At 70.3% G+C, this 18,605-nt stretch carries 15 protein-coding genes; 14 read left to right on the forward strand and 1 reads right to left on the reverse strand.

The window, feature by feature from the left end:
- Positions 1-353 precede the first annotated feature (353 nt).
- The 4 genes from AB0M95_RS36485 (at position 354) to AB0M95_RS36500 (ending at position 4,152) form a co-directional block, all read left to right on the forward strand.
- Positions 354-1,322: a DUF5937 family protein gene (locus tag AB0M95_RS36485; protein WP_363774908.1), complete on the forward strand. Its 969-nt coding sequence runs from the start codon at positions 354-356 to the stop codon at positions 1,320-1,322.
- Positions 1,323-1,826: 504 nt separating this feature from the next.
- On the forward strand, positions 1,827-2,744 hold the full coding sequence (locus AB0M95_RS36490) for a hypothetical protein (RefSeq protein WP_363774911.1): 918 nt from the start codon (positions 1,827-1,829) through the stop codon (positions 2,742-2,744).
- A gap of 81 nt (positions 2,745-2,825) precedes the next feature.
- Positions 2,826-3,155, forward strand: coding sequence for a tyrosine-type recombinase/integrase (locus AB0M95_RS36495; RefSeq protein ID WP_363774914.1), 330 nt, complete (start codon positions 2,826-2,828; stop codon positions 3,153-3,155).
- 412 nt (positions 3,156-3,567) lie between these two features.
- Positions 3,568-4,152 (forward strand): dihydrofolate reductase family protein, encoded by a 585-nt coding sequence (locus tag AB0M95_RS36500; protein WP_363774950.1) that lies wholly within the window; start codon positions 3,568-3,570, stop codon positions 4,150-4,152.
- A 245-nt stretch (positions 4,153-4,397) separates the two neighbouring features.
- Here the strand turns inward: AB0M95_RS36500 and AB0M95_RS36505 are convergent, their stop codons facing one another.
- Positions 4,398-5,471 carry an RNA polymerase subunit sigma-70 gene (locus AB0M95_RS36505; RefSeq protein WP_363774917.1) on the reverse strand — a complete coding sequence of 358 codons (1,074 nt, stop codon included), beginning with the start codon at positions 5,469-5,471 and terminating at the stop codon, positions 4,398-4,400.
- Between the two features lie 760 nt (positions 5,472-6,231).
- Here AB0M95_RS36505 and AB0M95_RS36510 point away from each other — a divergent pair.
- The 10 genes from AB0M95_RS36510 (at position 6,232) to AB0M95_RS36555 (ending at position 18,508) form a co-directional block, all read left to right on the forward strand.
- Positions 6,232-7,269 (forward strand): LacI family DNA-binding transcriptional regulator, encoded by a 1,038-nt coding sequence (locus tag AB0M95_RS36510; protein ID WP_363774920.1) that lies wholly within the window; start codon positions 6,232-6,234, stop codon positions 7,267-7,269.
- A 120-nt stretch (positions 7,270-7,389) separates the two neighbouring features.
- The gene (locus tag AB0M95_RS36515; RefSeq protein ID WP_363774923.1) at positions 7,390-8,466 is read left to right on the forward strand and encodes a substrate-binding domain-containing protein; all 1,077 of its coding nucleotides are present in this window, start codon (positions 7,390-7,392) and stop codon (positions 8,464-8,466) included.
- A 40-nt stretch (positions 8,467-8,506) separates the two neighbouring features.
- Entirely contained in the window at positions 8,507-10,003 is a 1,497-nt protein-coding gene (locus AB0M95_RS36520) for a sugar ABC transporter ATP-binding protein (protein ID WP_363774926.1), read from the forward strand.
- 16 nt (positions 10,004-10,019) lie between these two features.
- Positions 10,020-11,018, forward strand: a complete 999-nt coding sequence (locus AB0M95_RS36525) for an ABC transporter permease (RefSeq protein WP_363774928.1) — start codon at positions 10,020-10,022, stop codon at positions 11,016-11,018.
- Positions 11,018-11,767 carry an enoyl-CoA hydratase/isomerase family protein gene (locus AB0M95_RS36530; protein ID WP_363774931.1) on the forward strand — a complete coding sequence of 250 codons (750 nt, stop codon included), beginning with the start codon at positions 11,018-11,020 and terminating at the stop codon, positions 11,765-11,767. The genes AB0M95_RS36525 and AB0M95_RS36530 overlap by 1 nt, the downstream gene beginning before the upstream one ends.
- 7 nt (positions 11,768-11,774) lie before the next feature.
- Entirely contained in the window at positions 11,775-13,334 is a 1,560-nt protein-coding gene (locus AB0M95_RS36535; RefSeq protein ID WP_363774934.1) for an aldehyde dehydrogenase family protein, read from the forward strand.
- Positions 13,331-14,110, forward strand: a complete 780-nt coding sequence (locus AB0M95_RS36540; protein ID WP_363774936.1) for an SDR family oxidoreductase — start codon at positions 13,331-13,333, stop codon at positions 14,108-14,110. Before AB0M95_RS36535 ends, AB0M95_RS36540 begins: the two co-directional genes overlap by 4 nt.
- Positions 14,110-15,717 (forward strand): CoA-transferase, encoded by a 1,608-nt coding sequence (locus tag AB0M95_RS36545; protein ID WP_363774939.1) that lies wholly within the window; start codon positions 14,110-14,112, stop codon positions 15,715-15,717. The genes AB0M95_RS36540 and AB0M95_RS36545 overlap by 1 nt, the downstream gene beginning before the upstream one ends.
- On the forward strand, positions 15,714-16,886 hold the full coding sequence (locus AB0M95_RS36550) for a dihydrodipicolinate synthase family protein (protein ID WP_363774941.1): 1,173 nt from the start codon (positions 15,714-15,716) through the stop codon (positions 16,884-16,886). The genes AB0M95_RS36545 and AB0M95_RS36550 overlap by 4 nt, the downstream gene beginning before the upstream one ends.
- A gap of 14 nt (positions 16,887-16,900) precedes the next feature.
- Complete coding sequence (locus AB0M95_RS36555; protein ID WP_363774944.1) at positions 16,901-18,508, forward strand: GMC family oxidoreductase N-terminal domain-containing protein; 1,608 nt, start codon at positions 16,901-16,903, stop codon at positions 18,506-18,508.
- The last annotated feature ends 97 nt before the right edge of the window (positions 18,509-18,605 follow it).

Genomic DNA, 18,605 nt, shown 5'->3' on the forward strand with positions numbered 1-18,605 from the left:
TTCTGAATTGTCGGTGTCTTGTGCCACGCGTCGAGTGAGCGTGGCGGTCTCCGGCCTCCGATCGCCGTCCCCGGCTGGTCCGCTCCGGGAAAGGCAGATCTTCGGGATGTGGAATGGAACGCTCTTCGGCCTGGCGGGTGAAGTGCCATCGTCCGGGGAGGATCGGGAACCCTGTGGCGAGCTCACAAGGCTCCTTGAGTCCACGTGCGGGAATGGTTTCGGCAATCTTTGCGCAGGCCGGCCCCGGTAAGGTCGTCCATGTCGCGGGTGGTCGTGTCGCTTTCACAGTGAATCACCGCGACCGGCGGCCCGGTACACATTCGATCAGGCTCGAAAGTGATTTACAGTGCCTCATGATTACCGTTAAATTCAACGTTTCCGGTCTTGCCCGCACCAGGATCGCCCCCTCACCGGCGTTCGAGATCACCGCCTGGCTGCGCCTGGCCGCCGCCAATCGGCGCCACCCGGTCCTCGGCATGGCGGACGCCTCCGCCCGGTACGCGTTACGCGACCCCGATGTCGCGCTGATCGCGGCCGTGATGCCGCACGGTTCGCAGGGCTACGTCCTGGACATGCTGACGCCGCGGCCCGGCGTGGGCTCGTGGAAGCACGTGCTGTCCGCCCAACTGGACGCAGTCAGCCAAACCCCCGTCGAGAAGACGGAGGAACAGTTGCTAGAGGAGCGTTACCCGAACGGGGGCATGCCGGACCGCGTCCGCCGTGTCCTGGAGGACGGCAGCTTCGCCCGGCGGGCCGCCGACGGCCTTCGCCGTTTCTGGCATATCGCGCTCGCCGACCACCAGAAGGCGATCGAGGAACGGCTGGCCGCGGACGTGGCGAGACGGGCGCACCTGATGGCCACGCACGGGGTCGGCCATGTGCTGGAGACCCTGCATCCCGAGCTCGACTGGGCCCCGGAGGAGATGCGCATCGTCAAGCCGTACGACGGGGCGAGCGATCTGAGCGACAGCGAGCTGGTCCTGTCGCCGTCGGCGCTCGGATGGCCCAACCTGCAGGTGCAGGTGTGCGACCCGCTGGACGCGTTCATCGCCTACCCGGCGGGCGGGACCGCCGCCGAATCGAAGGCCGACACGGCGCTGTCGGGACTGATCGGGACCAGCCGCGCCGCGATCCTGCGCGATCTGGGCATATCTCGCTCGACCACCGAGCTGAGCCGGCGCCACCAGCTTGCCCCGTCCACGGTGTCGTACCACCTGAGCGTGCTGCTTGACGCCGATCTGGTCACCCGCACGCGGCGGGGGCCCGTAGTGCAGTACCAGCGCACCCGCGTTGGCGACGCGCTGCTCCGCGACGCCGGCTGACGTCCCGTTCGCTTGGCCGGAATGACCGCGTCGACGTCAGCGCGGGGCGGTGCGATGAGCAGCGTCGCGACGAGCACTTTCTTGCGGCCGATCCGGTCGCCGTAGTGGCCGGCGACGAACGCGCCGATCGGGCCGGCCACGAAACCGATGGCGAAGGCGGCGAAGGACACGAGGGTACCGGTAGGCTCCTCCAAGGTTCCTACGCGAGCGCGGAGCGGCATGTCGTGACCTCTTGCGCGGAAACCGACCGGAACAACCTGTCGATCTACAAATATGGAGGCATGGTCCTTTCCGGTGGCGCGGCGGGCGCATGGATTCGGCGTGGCCGGGCCCGAGTCGTTCGCACGGGCGTCATGATGACCCGCGCAGGGCAGGGTCCCGTTGGTAAGTGAGGACGAGGCTTTCGCTCACGTGGTGAAACGCTGTGAGGAAGGGCGTTTTTCGTGGGCGCGGGCGTATGCGGATCGGCTGGCGGCCGAGCGACCGGGGGATTCTTTCCCGCTGTTGCTTCAGGCGTTGATCCACGCGCACCAGAGGGACGCGGACGCCTGCCGTACGGCCCTCGCCGCCGCTGACCGAATCGACTCGGGGACGGCGCACGCCGACCTGCGGGCCGCGGTCGCCGATCTGCTCCTTCATCCCGGGAAGCCGCCGATTCATCAAGCCGGGAAGCCGCCGACCTCCGAAGGGCCCGGTGATGAGGAGAAGCTCACGGCCAAGGGTTGCCTGCTGGCGGTCGTCGCCCTCGTGGGGTTATTCGTGGTCGAGCGAGTCTGGCGCTGGCTGATCGAGCTCGGTGGTGACCGTGTGGCCTCGTTCTTCGGTATCGGCGGGCCGCGTGTGGACGGCCATTCGATCCTGGGTACGGTCGTGGTCGTCGCGGTGATGAGCCTGCTCTGGTGGGGGGTCGGCGCCGTGCGGGGAAAGCACCCGACCTGGGAGGAGCGGAGGCGGCGGCGGGCTCGGGCGCGGAGTTTCGCGGACGAGTTGGATGACGACAACGTTCGGTTGCGCGCGGCGACGGTGGCTGCCCTCCTGCCCTTCTCGATGGTGTTCGCGCTGGGGCCGACCGTTTTCGTGGGGATGAATCCCCTGGGTGGATGGCTCATCGCCGGCTGCACGCTCGTGGCCTCCTGCGCGGCCGTCTGGTCGGTCTGCCACGGGGTCGGCGTCCGCATGGTGACCAGGGCCGTTCGGCTGAGTCGTCTTCTCGTCGTTCACGCGGTGGCCGCGTACGTCTCGGTCGGGGCGTTCGCCGGGGCTTTGATCGCCGGGGTTTCCGAGGAGGAGTTGAACCGGACGGGCACCTATTGGATTCCGGCCGCTACGCTCGACCTTCTCGTGACCTGCGGATACGTGATCGCCCGGCGGCAGCGGCTGAAGGAAGCGGGCCGTCTCCGGATCTGGCGTGAGGACGGATAGACACCCCGGACAGACCTTGGTGACGATGTCGAGTCGCAGCCGGGGGACAGCGCGACCATCGCGTCCCAGACCGTCTCCCACGTGCTGGTGGCCATCGCGGAAACCACCGCCGTTCCCGCCGCCACCACGACCGGATCCACCCGCGCCCGGCTGTCGTACCGACGGGCAGCGGAGGTGTTCGAACAGCACACCACCGACCTACCGGGCGGGCCGTACACGCTGCACCAGCTGCGCCACTCCGGCCTGACGCACGCCGCCGAGGACGGCGCCTCCACACCGATGCTGATGGCGCTGTCCGGGCACACCTCGGTGCGATCACTGGCCAAGTACGCCCGGGTGCCGGCCGAGGCGCTCGGCCGGTGGCAGGCCGAACGCGACCCCGCCGGGCGCAGAGCTGGAGGCCGGCGATGACCGGGCCGGACTACGCGGTGGCTCAGTAGCGGCCCCACGCAAGGTGCTGGACCCCACTGGCCCTTCAGTAGCAGGCGCTGAAAACAACGCTTGGCTGCGTCGGCGCTGGTAGAGAGGTAGGTACTCGCGGATCTTGCGGCGCATGTGCGGCCGCTGGTCGCCGAGCGAGATGCCCAGCGTCGGGAACTGCTTGGCGATCTCCAGCGCGGTGAGAGGGCCCGGCGCTGTAGCTGTGTGACCAGGCGTTTGCGAGGGTGAAATCGAGATCCGGTCGGTGGTGCTCGAGCCCGCCGAGTACGCCGTGCTGAGTCCGGAACGCGAGGACTACCTGCGGACGCAGATCGCGCACCGATTAGGTTTCCGCGCCGCGCCCGTCTGTACGTGTGAGATCGACTCACGGGAGGCTGGCACGATGCGGAAACTGATCTTCGGTATGAACGTGACCCTGGACGGCTACATCGCCGCGACCGGTGACGACATCGGCTGGGGTGGGGCAGAGGGACCGGACTCATCGCCGAGCGCCGAGCTGTTCCAGTGGTGGCTCGACCAGGAGCGGGCGAGCGAGATGTCGCTGTACGGGCGCAAGCTGTGGGAGACGATGAGCTCCTACTGGCCGACCGGCGACCAGCAGCCCAACGCCACCCCGGCGGAGATCGAGTTCGCGCGGAACTGGCGGGACACGCCGAAGGTGGTGTTCTCATCGACGATCGACAAGGTCGACTGGAACACCCGCCTGGTCACCGGCGACGCGGTCGCCGAGATCACCCGGCTCAAGGCCGTAGACGGCGGCCCGATGGGCATCGGCGGCGCGACGCTCGCCGGGGCGGCCATGCGGGCCGGGCTGATCGACGAGTACGCGCTGGTCACCGTGCCGGTCCTGGTGGGCGGCGGCACGCCGTTCTTCACCGCGCTGGACAGCTGGGTGAACCTGAACCTGGTCGAGACGCGGACATTTCCCGGCGGCGTGGTGCTGACCCGATACGAGACGAGGCGATGAGCACGGGCCAAATGCTCGGCTCGTAAGGCCAGGTCGAAATCCTTCCTGGCGTGCTCACCGTGACCCTCGGCGATGAGGGGACCCTTCCCCGGGCCCTTCCTCGCGTTCCAAGTGAGCAGTGGAGATGAGGGCGACGGCGTCGTTGATCGTGACGATGATCTTCGGGCATGAAGATGCCCCGCCGGCAACGCCGGCGGGGCGGTGGTGTTCGCGTTGCCGCGTTGGTGTTCAGCTGGTCGGGGTGCTCATTCGGCGGTGACTTCGGTGACGGCGGCCCGTGCGCTGGACTCGTCGACGATGGGGCCTTTGTCTGATGACAGTGTCGGGGGCAGGCTCAGCCATGGTTTGTCGGTGGCGTCGAATCCGGTGAGCTCGGCGATCTTCCCGTCGACGATGTGCAGGACCGCGATGGTGAACAAACGGTATTCCGGGTCGTCGGGGGTGCGGAGGTACAGCACGGCGGCAGGCATGCGGTTGACCGTCGTGGCGATGCAGCGCCAGTCGTCGTAGCCGCGCTGGAAGAGCCCATTGGAGACCCAGCCGTCCACCGCGTCCTTGGCCGTGACGATCAAGGTGCCCGGCTCGGGCAGCATCGCGAAGCGCAGGTCGTCGCGCAGCAGGGCCATCAGCCCGTCGAGGTCGTTGCGCTCATGGGCGTCCATATACGACTTCACCAGGCCGCGCTCGTCATCCGACAGCTCGTGCGTGGCAGGGCTCCGCCAGTCGAGGCGGCGGTCGGGCAGCTGCTCGCGCATCGTCACGCGCGCCCGCTGCAGTGCGCTGGTCACCGATGCGACGGTCAGCTCGAGGGCGTTGGCGGCCTTCGACGCCGGCCAGCCGAGGACGTCGCGCAAGATGAACACCGCCCGCTGCCGCGGCGGCAGGTGCTGGACGGCGACGATGAACGCCAGCTCGATCGTCTCCCGCGCCACCACCGATTCCTGCGGGTCCTCCGGGAGCATCCGGTCCGGGTAGGGCTGCAGGTAGCGCACTTCCGAGCCCGCGCCCGGCAGCTCGGCAGGCACGGGTGTGCGGTCGTTGCGCTTCTCCAGGAAGTCGAGGCAGGCGTTCGTCGCGATCCGGTACAGCCAGGTCCGCAGCGCAGCGTGGCCCTTGAACGACTCCCGCTTGTTCCACGCCCGGAGGAACGTCTCCTGCGTCATGTCCTGGGCGTCCTCGTAGTTCGCGAGCATCCGGTAGCAGTGCACCTGCAGCTCACGCCGGTAGCGCTCCGTGATGAGCGCGAACTGTGCTGCGTCATTTGAGCGGGCCGCCGCGATGAACGGGGCCTCGTCGTCTAGCAGTCTGGCGTCGGTCATGGTCGTCAATCCTTCCGCGGGTGGCGAGGGGCTACCAGAACTGACGACGTGGCGGAGGATTTCTGAGCGGTGAAGCCGCTGACACCGGGCCGTTCGTCAGGCCGGACGGGTCGGGTCGATCCAGGGGACGTGTTCGGGTCGGGCACACCCTCGATGTCGAGGTGGGGTTCCCGTAGTACTGGGGAAAAGATCGGGCGGATATGGCTGGTCTGGCTGATCGCCCAGTGCAGCGGCCGATCCCGGCCGGCCAGCGGCAAGCCCTATGCGTCGTCTTCGGCGTCCGGGTCACGCAACGGACGGTGGCTGCCGCCGAGGTCGGGTAGGTGACGGCGATGCGCTGCAGCTCCGCCGTGAGCGTGACAACCTCGCCGACCCCCACGCCATCGCCGTGCACCTGCCCGCGGGCCAGCAGGTCGAACGCCTGCACCAGCCGTTCCACCGCCCCCGGTAGCTGCGGAGGCGGCCACCACGGGCCCACCACTTCTCGCTGCGCGTGGCCGTCGCACCCTGAAGGTGCTGCTCGCGGTGGCCGCTTCGTGAACAACGAGTCTCGAACCTGCGGGAGGTCTCCGGTCGGGGGGCTTCGCGTAGTCGGCTGGTCGAGTCCGTAGGTCCCGGGTGCGTCGGCCGGTGACGGGGAGCCTCGTCGGCTCGGCGGGTGATCGGTGGGCGGGTGTGGCGGGGAGGTGTCCGAATCTCGATTTCGGAAACACTTCGGAAACACATTGACCTGCGGAGTGACCCAGCGCACCCTATCTGCATGGTAAACCGGTTTCCTGTCACGCCACGGACGACCATCAAGGACGTCGCGTTGCTCGCCGGCGTGTCCAAGGCGACCGTGTCCAAGTTCTTGAGCGCGACCGACTACTACGTCTCGGAGAAGACGCGGGAGAAGATCGAGAGCGCGATCAAGGAGCTCAACTACTATCCCAACGCGCTGGCCCAGGGCTTGTCCAGTCGGCGATCGTACGCCATCGGCGTCGTCGTCGCCAGCATCACCAATCCGTTCTATCCGGAGCTGGTCGCCGGAGTCGAGGAAGTGATCGATCCGGCCGGCTACACCCTGCTGCTCGGCACCAGCGCGGAGAACAGCGACAAGGAGGCCGATGTCGTACGCACGATGATCCAGCGCCGCGTGGACGGGGCGATCGTCGCCTCGGCGTTCATGCGGGACGGGAGCGTGCAGAGGCTCGTCAACGCAGGGATCAACGTGATCGTCGCCAGCCGCGAGCTGGCCAGGCCGCTCGTCGACACCGTGGTGATCGACAACCGGCTGGGCGGCCGGATGGCCGCGGAGCACCTGCGGGGGCACGGGTTCGGCCGGGCGGTGTTCCTGAGCGGGCCGCTGGACGTCCTGGCGTTCCGGCAGCGGTTCGAGGGGTTCCGCAGCGTCTACCGCGAGGCCGACAGTGCCGTCCATCTCGCCAGGACCAGTGAGCTCGCCGAGGCGACCGAGGCCGCGTTCGATCTGCTGCGCGACCTGCCCCGCCCGAGCGCGGTCTGCGCGGCCAATGACACCTTGGCGCTCGGGCTCATGACGGCCGCCCACACGCTGGGCCTCCGGATCCCGGATGACATCGCCCTCATCGGCTTCGACGACATCTGGGTGGGTCGGATCCCGGGGGTATCCCTGACGACCGTGGACAGCAGGGCCCGGCAGGTCGGCGCGGTCGCGGCGGGCCTGCTCGCCGAGCGCATCGGCCGGCATCCGGGCGAGAGCCGCGGCGCCCGCAAGCCGCCGGAACGGCACGTTCTGGCTCCCCAGCTCATTGTCCGAGGCTCCTGCGGCTGTTCGTAGAGTCAAAGACACCCATAAACACGTCTCAAAGATCCAAATCACACCCCCCGGTTGCCTCAAGCGGTCCTGGCCCGTAAGAAACCGGTTTCCCCACGGCAAGTCCCAAGAAAGTGCTGAGTCATGAGAAAGCAAAAAATGATCGCGCTGGCGTCCTCGGCGCTCGCGCTGGGCCTCACCGCTTGCAGCCCCGCGAACTCCACGGACTCTCCGAACTCCACGGGCGAGTCCGCCGGCCGGACCTACACCTACACCAGCGACCAGGACGGCGTGGAGTCGCTTGACGGCGTGGAACTCGCCTCGTCCCTCGGTGAGTTCACCCCCGCCAAGAAGTACCGGGTCGCCGTGATCCTCAAGGCGCTCACCAACCAGTACTGGCAGGGCATCGAGAAGGGCGCCAAGGCCGCGGCCGCCAAGTACGGCGTGGAGGTGACCGTCCAGGCGGCGAGCAGCGAGAAGGCCCAGGCGGAGCAGCTCACGATCGCCCAGACGCTGATCGGGCAGAAGTTCGACGCCTACGTGGTGGCCCCCGAGAGCACGTCCAACCTCTCTCCGGCGCTCAACCAGATGCGCCAGCAGGCCGCGCCCATCGTCAACGTGGACGACGCCCGGGTCCCGGCGACCGTCTACGTCGGCCCCGACCACGAACTGGACGGCTCGCAGGCCGCCGACGAGCTGGCCAAGCTCTCTCCCGGCGGGGGCGAGGTCGCCCAGATCGAGGGCCAGTCCGGGTCCAGCGCCGCGATCCTGCGGATCAAGGGCTTCAAGGAGGGCGTCGCCAAGCACCCGAACCTCAAGCTGGTCGCCAGTGTGCCGGGCAACTGGGACGCGAACGTGTCGTACTCGGCCGCGCAGCAGGTCATCCAGCAGAACCCGAACCTCAAGGGGATCTACGCCAACAACGACACGATGGCGATCGGCGTGGCCAAGGCGGTCAAGGAGTCGGGCAAGAACATCGCCGTGATCGGGACGGACGGGGTGCCGGAGGCCGTTTCGGCGGTCCGCGGCGGTTCGATGGCCGCCACGGTCAGCCCGCTGCCCTATTACGAAGGCTACTGGGCGGTCGAGTCGGCCGTCGGCCTGCTGGAGGGCAAGAAGATCGCCCCGTGGGTGGTCGCGCCGGCTCAGACGATCACCAAGGACAACGTCGGCCGGTTCTACGACGAGTCCGGCCAGGTCATCACGACGCTCTACAAGTGACCGGCCCCCTCGAGAACCACACCGCTACCGAGGTGATGAGATGACCACCGACCCGCCCGTGCTGGAGATCAAGAAGTTGAGCAAGTCCTTCCCCAGCGTCAGGGCTCTGCACGAGGTCGATCTGACCGCCTACCCCGGTGAGATCCACGCCCTGCTGGGCGAGAACGGCGCCGGCAAGTCGACGCTGCTCAAGACGCTGTTCGGAGTTCAGCGGCCCGACAGCGGCGAGGTGTGGTTCGAGGGGGAACGGCGCGAGTTCGCCCAGCCGAGCGACGCGCTCGCCGCGGGGCTCGCGATGGTGCACCAGGAACTCAGCCTGGTCCCGCAGTTCACCGCCGTCCAGAACATCGTGCTCGGACGGGAGAAGTCCCGCGCCGGGTTCGTCGACCGGGGCGAGGCGCGGCTGCGCGCGGCGCGGTCCCTGGCCCGGCTCGGGTTCGACGCCCGGATCGACGTCCCCGTGCACAAGCTCAGCGTCGCGCAGCAGCAACTCGTCGAGATAGCCCGGGCGCTGGCAGTCGGCGCGCGCCTGATCATCCTGGACGAGCCGACCGCGTCCCTGACCACGCAGGAGAGCGAGCGGCTGTTCGAGCTGCTCCGGCGGCTTCGCGCCGAGGGCCGGGCGATCATCTACGTCTCGCACCGGCTCGCGGAGGTCATGGAGCTGTCCGACCGGGTCACCGTCCTGCGGGACGGCGAACTGGTCGGCACCCGCACCCGCGGGCAGATCGCCGACGAGTCCGAGCTGGTCAAGCTGATGGTCGGCCGTGACGTCGCCGCGGTCGGCGTGCGAGGCGATCCGGGCGATCCGGGCGCGGCGGGCGAGGAGGTCCTGCGGGTCGAGGGCCTCTCCAGCACCGAGGGGGTCAGCGACTGCTCGCTGTCGGTGCGGCGCGGCGAGATCGTCGGCCTCGCGGGCATGGTCGGCGCGGGACGCACCGAGCTCGTGCGGACCCTCATCGGAGCCGACCGGGCGACGGGCGGCACCGTGTGGATCCGTGGTGAGCGGATCCACATCGGTTCGCCGGCCGAGGCCGTCAGGGCGGGGATCGCCTTCCTCCCGGAGGACCGCAAGCACCAGGGGCTCGTCCTGCACATGAGCGCGGCGTCCAACGCGACGCTGATCAGGCCGCCGCGCCGTCACGGAATGCTGGACCGGCGCGAGCAGCGCGAGCAGACGCGGGCGCTGCTGAAGCGGCTCAACGCGAACATCAGCCCCGACTACCCGGTCGGCAAGCTGAGCGGCGGCACCCAGCAGAAGGTCGTCCTGGCCCGCTGGCTGAAGACCTCCAGCGACATCTTCATCTTCGACGAGCCGACGCGGGGCATCGACGTGGGCGCGAAGGGCGAGATCCACGCCCTCATGCGGGAACTGGCCGACGAGGGCAAGGCCATCGTGATGGTCTCCTCGGACCTCCTCGAAGTCCTCGGGATGAGCGACCGCGTGCTGGTGATGCGCCGCGGGCGCATCGTCGCCGAGCTCGACCGGTCAGCCATGTCGGAAGAAGCCATCGTCCACCACGCCGCGGCGACCTGAGGATCCAAGGAGAACCATGAGCAACCACGCCACTCTCGATCGGGAGTCGCTGAACGGGCCCGGTCTCGCCGCCGCGGGCCCGCGCGTCGACGTCGCCGCCGTCGCCCGTCAGGCCGGACTGGTCGGCGTCATCGTCGTCCTCGTGCTCGGCTTCGGGCTGGCCCGGCCGTTGTTCCTCGACGGCGGCAATCTGATCAACGTTCTGCTGCAGTCGTCGGTGGTCGGCGTGCTCGCCCTCGGCCAGACCTTCGTCCTGATCACCGGGGGTATCGACCTGTCCATCGGCTCGACGGTCGCGATGGCCGCGGTGGTCAGCGGGCTGCTGTCGCACGCGGTGCCCGCGCCGGTGGCGATCCTCGGAGGCATCGCCGTCGGCGCCCTGGCCGGATTGGCCAACGGGCTTCTCATCACCATGACCAAGATCACGCCGTTCATCATCACGCTCGGGACGATGAGCATCTACGCCGGGCTCGCGCTGATCATCGCGGGCGGCCAGGCGGTCTACGACATCCCGGCCGCCTTCCAGGACCTGCTCGCCGGCCGCGTCCTCGGCATTCCGATCCCGGTCCTGCTGTTCGTCCTGCTCACCGTCGTCGCCGCGGTGTGCCTGCGCCGGACGGTGTTCGGCGAGCACCTGACGGCCGTCGGCGGCAACGCCGAGGTGGCCAGGCTCGCCGGGATCAACGTGAAGCGCTTCACCGCGTCCGCCTACGTCCTGTCCGGCGCGACGGCCGGGCTGGCGGGGACCATCCTGGTCGCCCGCCTCGGCGCGGCCGACCCGACCCTCGGGGCCGACCTGCTGCTCACCGCGATCGCCGCCACCGTCATGGGCGGCACCAAGCTCGCCGGAGGGGAAGGCAGCATGTCCGGCGCGGCGTTCGGCGCGATCATCATCGCGACGCTGACCGCGGGCCTGACCACGCTCAACGTCCAGGCGTTCTACCAGCAGGTCGCGGTCGGCGCGGCGATCATCATCGCGCTGCTGGTCGACCAGCTCGCCCGGGGACGGCGCTGATGCCCGTACTCCTCGACGTCGATCGGCGTGGCAAGGCGACGCTGACCCTGGACCGGTACGCCAAACGCAACTCACTCGACCAGGCCATGCTCGAATCCTTGGGCGACGCTCTCGGCGCGGTCGAGACCGACCCCGCGGTCCGCTGTGTGGTCCTGCGCGGCGGTAACGGGTTCTTCTGCGCGGGCGCCGACATCTCCGACTGGGCCGACCCCGGTCCGGACCGCGCGGACCGGCTGTCCCGGCTCGGCACGGCCACCTTCGCGCGGCTGGCGGCGCTTCACGTTCCGACCATCGCGCTGATCGAGCGCAGCGCGCTCGGCGGCGGCCTCGAACTGGCGCTCGCCTGTGACCTCCGGGTCACCACCGAGGACGCCGCGCTCGGCTACCCCGAGGCCCGGCTGGGGAACCTGACCGCGTGGGGCGGCATCGCCCGGCTGGTGGACACCGTCGGACTGGCCCACGCGCGCAGACTGTTCCTGACCGCGACGCCGATCTCCGGGGCCGAGGCCGCACGGATCGGCCTGGTCACCGAGGCCGTCACCGGAGACCGCCTCGAGACGGCGGCCGAGGAGCTGGTCGAGGCGGTGATCGCCTGCGACCCGCTCGCCCTGCGCGTCGTGAAGGACACCCTGGCCGGATACGCGACCCGGGTGCCCGCCGAGCCGACGTTCGCCGCCTTCTTCAGCCTGTCGGACGCCTCGCGCGCACGTAAGCAGGCCTTCTTCCAGCGCAAGCCCACGACGAAGTGAGGGTCACGTGACCACCGCCGAACCCCACGAGGACCACAGGGCCCATCGCGGCCTTACCCCGTTGCTGGATCGTGCCGTCGTCTCCTCGGGAGAGGGCCCGCCCGTCCTCGGCTCGCTGATCGGCGGCGTCGCCGTCGCGCCCGAGGGCGAGGGCACGGCCCGGATCAGCCCGGCGACCGGGCGGCCCGCGTTCCGCGCGGGCGGCGACTCGACCTCGGTGGTCGACGCCGCCGTCGCGCGGGCCCGCGCCGCGTTCGACACCGGCACGTGGGGCCGGGCCTGCGGCCGTGACCGTGCCCGGGTGCTTGCCCGGACGGCGCTGCTCATCGAGGAGCACGCCGCCGAACTGGCCGACCTGCTCGTGCTGGAGACGGGCAAGCCGATCCGCGAGGCACGCGGCGAGGTCGCCGCCGCCGCGAACGCCTTCGAGTACTTCGGCGGCCTCGCCCGCGACCTCAACGGCCGGACGGTGCGCGACATCGGCGACTCGGTGTTCGCGTTCACCGTACGCGAGCCCGCCGGGGTGGCGGCCCTGATCGTGCCGTGGAACTTCCCGCTCGGCATCCTCGGGCAGAAGCTCCCGCCCGCGCTGGCCGCCGGCTGCTCGGTGGTCGTCAAGCCGAGCCCGCTGACCCCCCTCACCTCGCTCGCCACCGTCTCCCTGCTGCTGGAGGCCGGGCTGGAGCCCGGCGCGGTCTCGGTCGTCCTCGGCGAGGGCCAGGCGGGGGCCGCGCTCGTCGCCCACCGCGACGTCGACGTGGTCAGCTTCACCGGCTCCACCGCGACCGGCAGGCACATCGCCGCGCACGCCGGTTCCCAGCGGCTCAAGCGCGTCGCCCTGGAGGCGGGCGGGAAGACGCCCGTCCTGGTGACCGCGCACGCCGACCTCGACGAGGTGGTGGAGGGCCTGACCTTCGCCGCGTTCTTCAACCAGGGCCAGGTGTGCGTGGCGGGATCGCGGATCCTCGCCGACGCGGCCGTCGCCGAAGAACTGGGCGAACGGCTCGCCGGACGCGCCGCCCGGCTCGTCCTCGGCGACCCGTGGTCGGAATCCACCCAGATGGGGCCGCTGGTCTCCCAGCAGCACTTCGACGGGGTGTTCTCGGCGATCGAGACCTCCCGCGCGGAGGGTGTACGGGTGTTGTCCGGCGGCCGGAGGCCCGAACCCGGCGGCACCCGGGCGCGGCCCTTCCTCGACCCGACGGTGCTGTGGACGGACGACGACCGGTCCACCGCGGCCAGGGAGGAACTGTTCGGCCCGGTGGCCGTGGTGCAGCCGTACTCCTCGCTGGACGAAGCCGTGGCGCGCGCCAACGCCTCGGTGTACGGCCTGGCCGCCTCGGTGTGGAGCAACGATGTCCGCGAGGCGATGGACCTCACCCTCAGGCTGCGCACCGGAACCGTGTGGATCAACGGATCCACCGACGCGTTCCCCGAGATCCCGCTCGGCGGACGCCGTGACAGCGGCTACAACGCCGAGTTCGGCCGCGAGGGCATGGAGTTCTTCACCGAGACCAAGACCGTGCAGATCAACCGAGCCGGACGAAAGGACTGGTACACCGCATGAACCAGGTGTCGTCAACGACCACCACGTACCCGTCGCTGCGCGGCCGGACCGTGCTCGTGACGGGCGCGCTCGGCGGCCTGGGCACCGCGATCGTGGACGTGCTCGCGGCCTGCGGAGCCTCGGTCGTCGTCCACCATCTCGGTCAGAAGGGCGAGGCCGGCGCACGGGTGGCCCGGCTCCGCGAGGCGGGGACGGCCGCGTACGCCGTCGAGGCCGACGTCACCGACGAGGACGCGGTCGCCGCGATGGTCGACGAGATCGGCTCCGCGGTGGGGCCGGTCGACGTCCTGGTGAACAACGCCGGGTTCATGGCGCCCGGACGACTGGCCGAGCTCTCCCTCGACGAGTGGCGCAGGACCCTCGCCGTGGACCTCGACGGTGTCTTCCTGTGCTGCCGTCACGTCCTCGGCTCCATGCTCGAACGCGGCGCCGGGGCCATCGTCAACGTGTCGTCCCAGCTCGCGTTCAAGGGCGCGCGCGACTACGTCGCCTACTGCGCGGCCAAGGCGGGGGTGGCCGGGCTGACCCGGGCGCTGGCCCGCGAGGTCGGCCCCGCGATCCGGGTCAACGCGATAGCCCCCGGACCGGTGGACACCCCGTTCATCGCACCATGGGCGACCGAGGAGTGGAAGCGCGAACGCACCGGCGACCTCGTCATCGGACGGCTGGCGACGCCCGAGGAGATCGCGCCGACCGTGGCGTTCCTCGCCTCCGACGACGCCGCGCTCTACCAGGGTCAGGTGCTGCACCTCAACGGCGGGGGAGTGATGGCCTGATGGCAACCCTGACCAGGACCCGCCGTGGACGGCCGGAGTTCCTCACCGCGCGGGAGGCCGTCGCGCTGATCGACGGCGGCGACACCGTGGCGATCGGGGGTTCGGGTGGTGGCCTGCTCGAACCCGACGCTCTGCTGAAAGCCTTGGGAAACCGGTTTCGCACCGAGGAATCCCCGGCCGGGCTGACCCTCGTGCACACCACCGGCATCGGCGACCGCGAGGGCGGCGGCATGGACCACCTCGCTCACCGCGGCCTGGCCCGCCGGATCATCGCCGGCAACTGGGGCATGGCGCCGGCGACGAGCGCCATGGCCGCCGCCGGGGAGTTCGAGGCGTACAACTTCCCCCAGGGCGTGATGAGCCAACTGTTCCGCGACATCGCGGCCGGTCGCCCCGGAGTCCTCACCCATGTCGGCATCGGCACCTTCTGCGACCCCCGGCTGGAGGGCGGCAGGCTGAACGACCGCACCACCGAGGAACTCGTCCAGGTCGTGAGCCTGCACGGGCGGGAATGGCTGTTCTACCCGTCCCTGGCGATCGACGTCTGCTTCATCCGCGGCACCACGGCCGACGAGGACGGCAACATCACCTGCGAGCAGGAGGCCGCCCGCCTGGAAATGCTCGCCATCGCCCAGGCCACGCGCAACTCCGGGGGCGTGGTCATCGCCCAGGTGAAGTACGCCGCCCAGCGGGGGTCGCTCGACCCGCGCGACGTCGTCGTACCCGGACTGTGCGTGGACGTCGTGGTCGTCAACCCGGCGCAGAAGCAGGTGGTGACCCATGAGTACAACCCGGCGTTCGCCGGCGCGGCGAAGGCCGCCCTGTCGTCCCTGCCGCCCTTCCCGCTCGACCAGCGCAAGGTCGTCGCACGGCGGGCGCTGCGCGAGATCGTGGACGGCGACGTCGTCAACCTCGGTGTCGGGATCGCCGACGGGGTCGCGGCCGTCGCCGCCGAGGAGGGCTGGGTCGACCACTTCACCCTGACCATCGAACAGGGACTCGTCGGGGGCGTCCCGGCCCGGGGAGTCATCTTCGGCGTCGCCACCAACCCCGTCGCGATCCTGGAACAGCCCTCGCAGTTCGACTTCTACGACGGAGGCGGGCTGGATATCTGCTTCCTCGGATTCGCCGAGGTCGACCAGGACGGCAACGTCAACGTGTCCAAGTTCGGCGGCAGGATCATCGGCACCGGCGGTTTCGTGAACATCTCCCAGAACGCCTCCACCGTCGTGTTCTGCGGCACCTTCACCGCGGGCGGCCTTCAGGCCGTGCCCGGGGAGGGGCGGCTCGAACTCCGCGCGGAGGGCAGGCACCGCAAGTTCGTCAAGAAGGTCGAGCAGGTGACGTTCAGCGCCGCCGAGGCCCGCCGCCGGGGCCAGCGCGTCCTTTACGTCACCGAACGGGCCGTCTTCGAGCTCGGCCCGGACGGGCTGGTGCTGATCGAGGTCGCGCCGGGCGTGGATCCGCGGAAGGACGTCCTGGACCTGCTCGGCGACCGGGTGTCGGTGTCCGGCTCCCTGCGCGTCATGGACGCGGCGATCTTCGAGGACCGTCCGCTGGGCGCCGGCTGGCGCGGCCGGGACGCCGCCGTGCCGGTGGCACCGTGAACCGCCTGCGCATCGTGCTCCCGGCCGCCGGCGGCGGGACGCGCACCCACGTCCTGGCCGAACGCTCCCCGGTCCACGACCTCACCGCGGGCGCCCCCGTGACCCGCACCGCGTACGCCGCGGCCCACGTCGTGGCCGATCCGCTGGCGGACCCGCAGGGCCTCGACTGGGACGCCACCCTGGCGTTCCGGCGGCACCTGTGGTCCCTCGGGCTGGGCGTCGCCGACGCCATGGACACCGCGCAGCGCGGCGGCGGCCTCGACTGGCCCGCGGCCCGCGAACTGATCGCCCGGTCCGGCGCCGAGGCGCGCACCGCCGGCGGCGCGCTCGTGTGCGGCGCGATGACCGACCAACTCAACCCGGGCCGACTCAACCCGGGCCGTAGCTGGACGCTCCACGACCTCACCGACGCCTACATCGAGCAGGCGGGCTGGATCCGGCAGTCCGGCGGCACTCCGGTGATCATGGGAAGCCGTCAGCTCGCCGCCACCGCGCGGGACGCCGACGACTACCGCGAGGTGTACGGAGCCGTCCTGCGGCAGGTCGACGGGCCGGTGCTGCTGCACTGGCTCGGCGAGGCGTTCGACCCCGCCATGAGGGCCTACTGGGGCGATGCCGATCTCGACCGGGCCGCCGAGACCATGCTCGGCATCATCGCCGAGCACGCCGATCGGATCACGGGAATCAAGATCTCTCTGCTCGACGCGGCACGCGAGGTCGCGCTCCGGCGGCGTCTCCCGCCCGGGGTGTCCATGCTCACCGGCGACGACTTCCACTACACCGAGCTGATCCGGGGGGACGAGCACGGCCACAGCGGCGCGCTCCTCGGCGTGTTCGACGCGATAGCCGCACCGGCGCGGGCGGCGCTCGCCCGGCTCGACGCCGGGGACGAGGCCGGATACACGGCGCTGCTGGAACCCACCGTGCCGCTCGCCCGGCACCTGTTCGCCGCCCCGACGTCGGCGTACAAGACCGGCGTGGTGTTCCTGGCCTGGCTGAACGGCCACCAGGACCACTTCCACATGGTCGGTGGCGCCCAGACGTTCCGGTCGGTTCCCCACCTGAGCACGCTGTTCGCCCTCGCCGACCGGGCGGGCGCGCTGGCCGACCCGCCGCTCGCGGTGCGCCGGATGCGCTCCTTCCTCGCGGTCGCCGGGTTCGAGTCCTGAGAGGACCACGCACCATGTCACGCACCACCTACACCTATGTCATCGTGGGAGCAGGCGCGGCCGGCTGTGTCCTGGCCAACCGGCTCAGCGCCGACCCGAGCGCGCGTGTCCTCCTGCTGGAGGCCGGAGGCGGTGACCGGTCGCCTCTCCTGCGCATCCCCGCGGGCTTCTCCAAGCTGATGGGGACGAAGGTCAACTGGATGTTCGACACCGTTCCGCAGAGGCACCTCGACAACAGGCGGATCTTCCTGCCGCAGGGCCGGGTCCTGGGCGGCAGCACCTCGATCAACGCGATGCTGTACGTCCGGGGCAACCGGGCGGACTACGACGCGTGGCGCGACCTCGGCAACAAGGGCTGGGGGTACGACGACGTCCTGCCGTATTTCCGGGCGCACGAGGACAACGAGCGGCTCGCCGACGCCTACCACGGAACCGGCGGCGAACTGCACGTCAGCGATCAGGTCCAGCACAACCCCATGTCCGCGGCGTTCCTGCGGGCGGCCCAGGAGACCGGCATCCTCTACACCGCCGACCCCAACGGGGAACGCCAGGACGGGGTGTTCTACCACCAGGTGACCCAGCGTAGGGCGCGGCGGGAGAGCGCGTCGTCGGCGTTCCTGCGCCCCGTCCTGGACCGGCCGAACCTCACCGTCCTCACCCACGCCCAGGTCGGCCACCTGATCGTCGAGAACGGCCGTGCCATCGGGGTGACCTACGAGCGCAAAGGCCGGCGGGAGACGGTGTACGCCGACGCCGAGGTCGTCCTGAGCGCCGGCGCGATCAACTCGCCGTGGCTGCTGCTGCGGTCGGGCATCGGCCCGGCCGACGAACTGCGCACCGTCGGCGTCGACGTCGTCCACGATCTTCCCGGGGTCGGCAAGAACCTGCACGACCAGCTTGAGGTGTACATCACCCGCGAGTGCGCCCAGCCGGTCAGCTACAGCGGCCAGGACCGCTGGGACCGGGCGCTGCGGCACGTGATCCAGTACGGCCTGTACCGGACCGGCCCGGCCACCGCGACGATCACCGAGGTGGGCGCCTTCGTCAGCAGCGCCGACGTGGTCTCCCCGGACATCCAACTGCACTTCCTGCCCGCCTACGTCGTCTGGAAGGACGGCTCGCACTCGGCGGAACGGATTCCGGGCCACGGTGTGACCCTGCTGGCCTGCAACGTCCGCCCCCGCAGCCGGGGCTCGGTCACCCTCGTGTCCAAGGACCCCTCGGTCCTCCCGGCCGTCGACCCGAACTACCTCGCCGACCCGTACGACCGGGACGTGGCCGTGGAAGGCTTCCACCGGATGCGCGAGGTCTTCGCCGCTCCGGCCTTCGACGGCCTCCTCAAGGACGAGAAGCTCCCCGGCTCGTCCGTCGAGACCGACGAGGAGATCCGGGCCTACATCCGCAGGTGGGCCAAGACCGACTACCACCCGGTGGGGACGTGCAAGATGGGCGTCGACGACCTCGCCGTCGTGGACCCCGAACTCCGCGTCCACGGCCTCGCCGGTCTCCGCGTCGTCGATTCCTCGATCATGCCGAACATCATCAGCGGCAACACGCAGGCCCCCTCCATGATGATCGGCGAGAGGGGAGCGGCCCTCATCCTCGGCGCTCCCTTGGCCTGACCTCGGCCCAAAGGCGGTACGGGTGACCGCGGGCCGGTGCCGCTGACGAGCGGCACCCGCCCCCGGCCCGGCACCCAAAGGACGCCACCCCCCAGAA

Source organism: Sphaerisporangium sp. NPDC051017 (genome assembly GCF_040683095.1).
In the GTDB taxonomy this organism is placed as follows: Bacteria; Actinomycetota; Actinomycetes; order Streptosporangiales; family Streptosporangiaceae; genus Sphaerisporangium.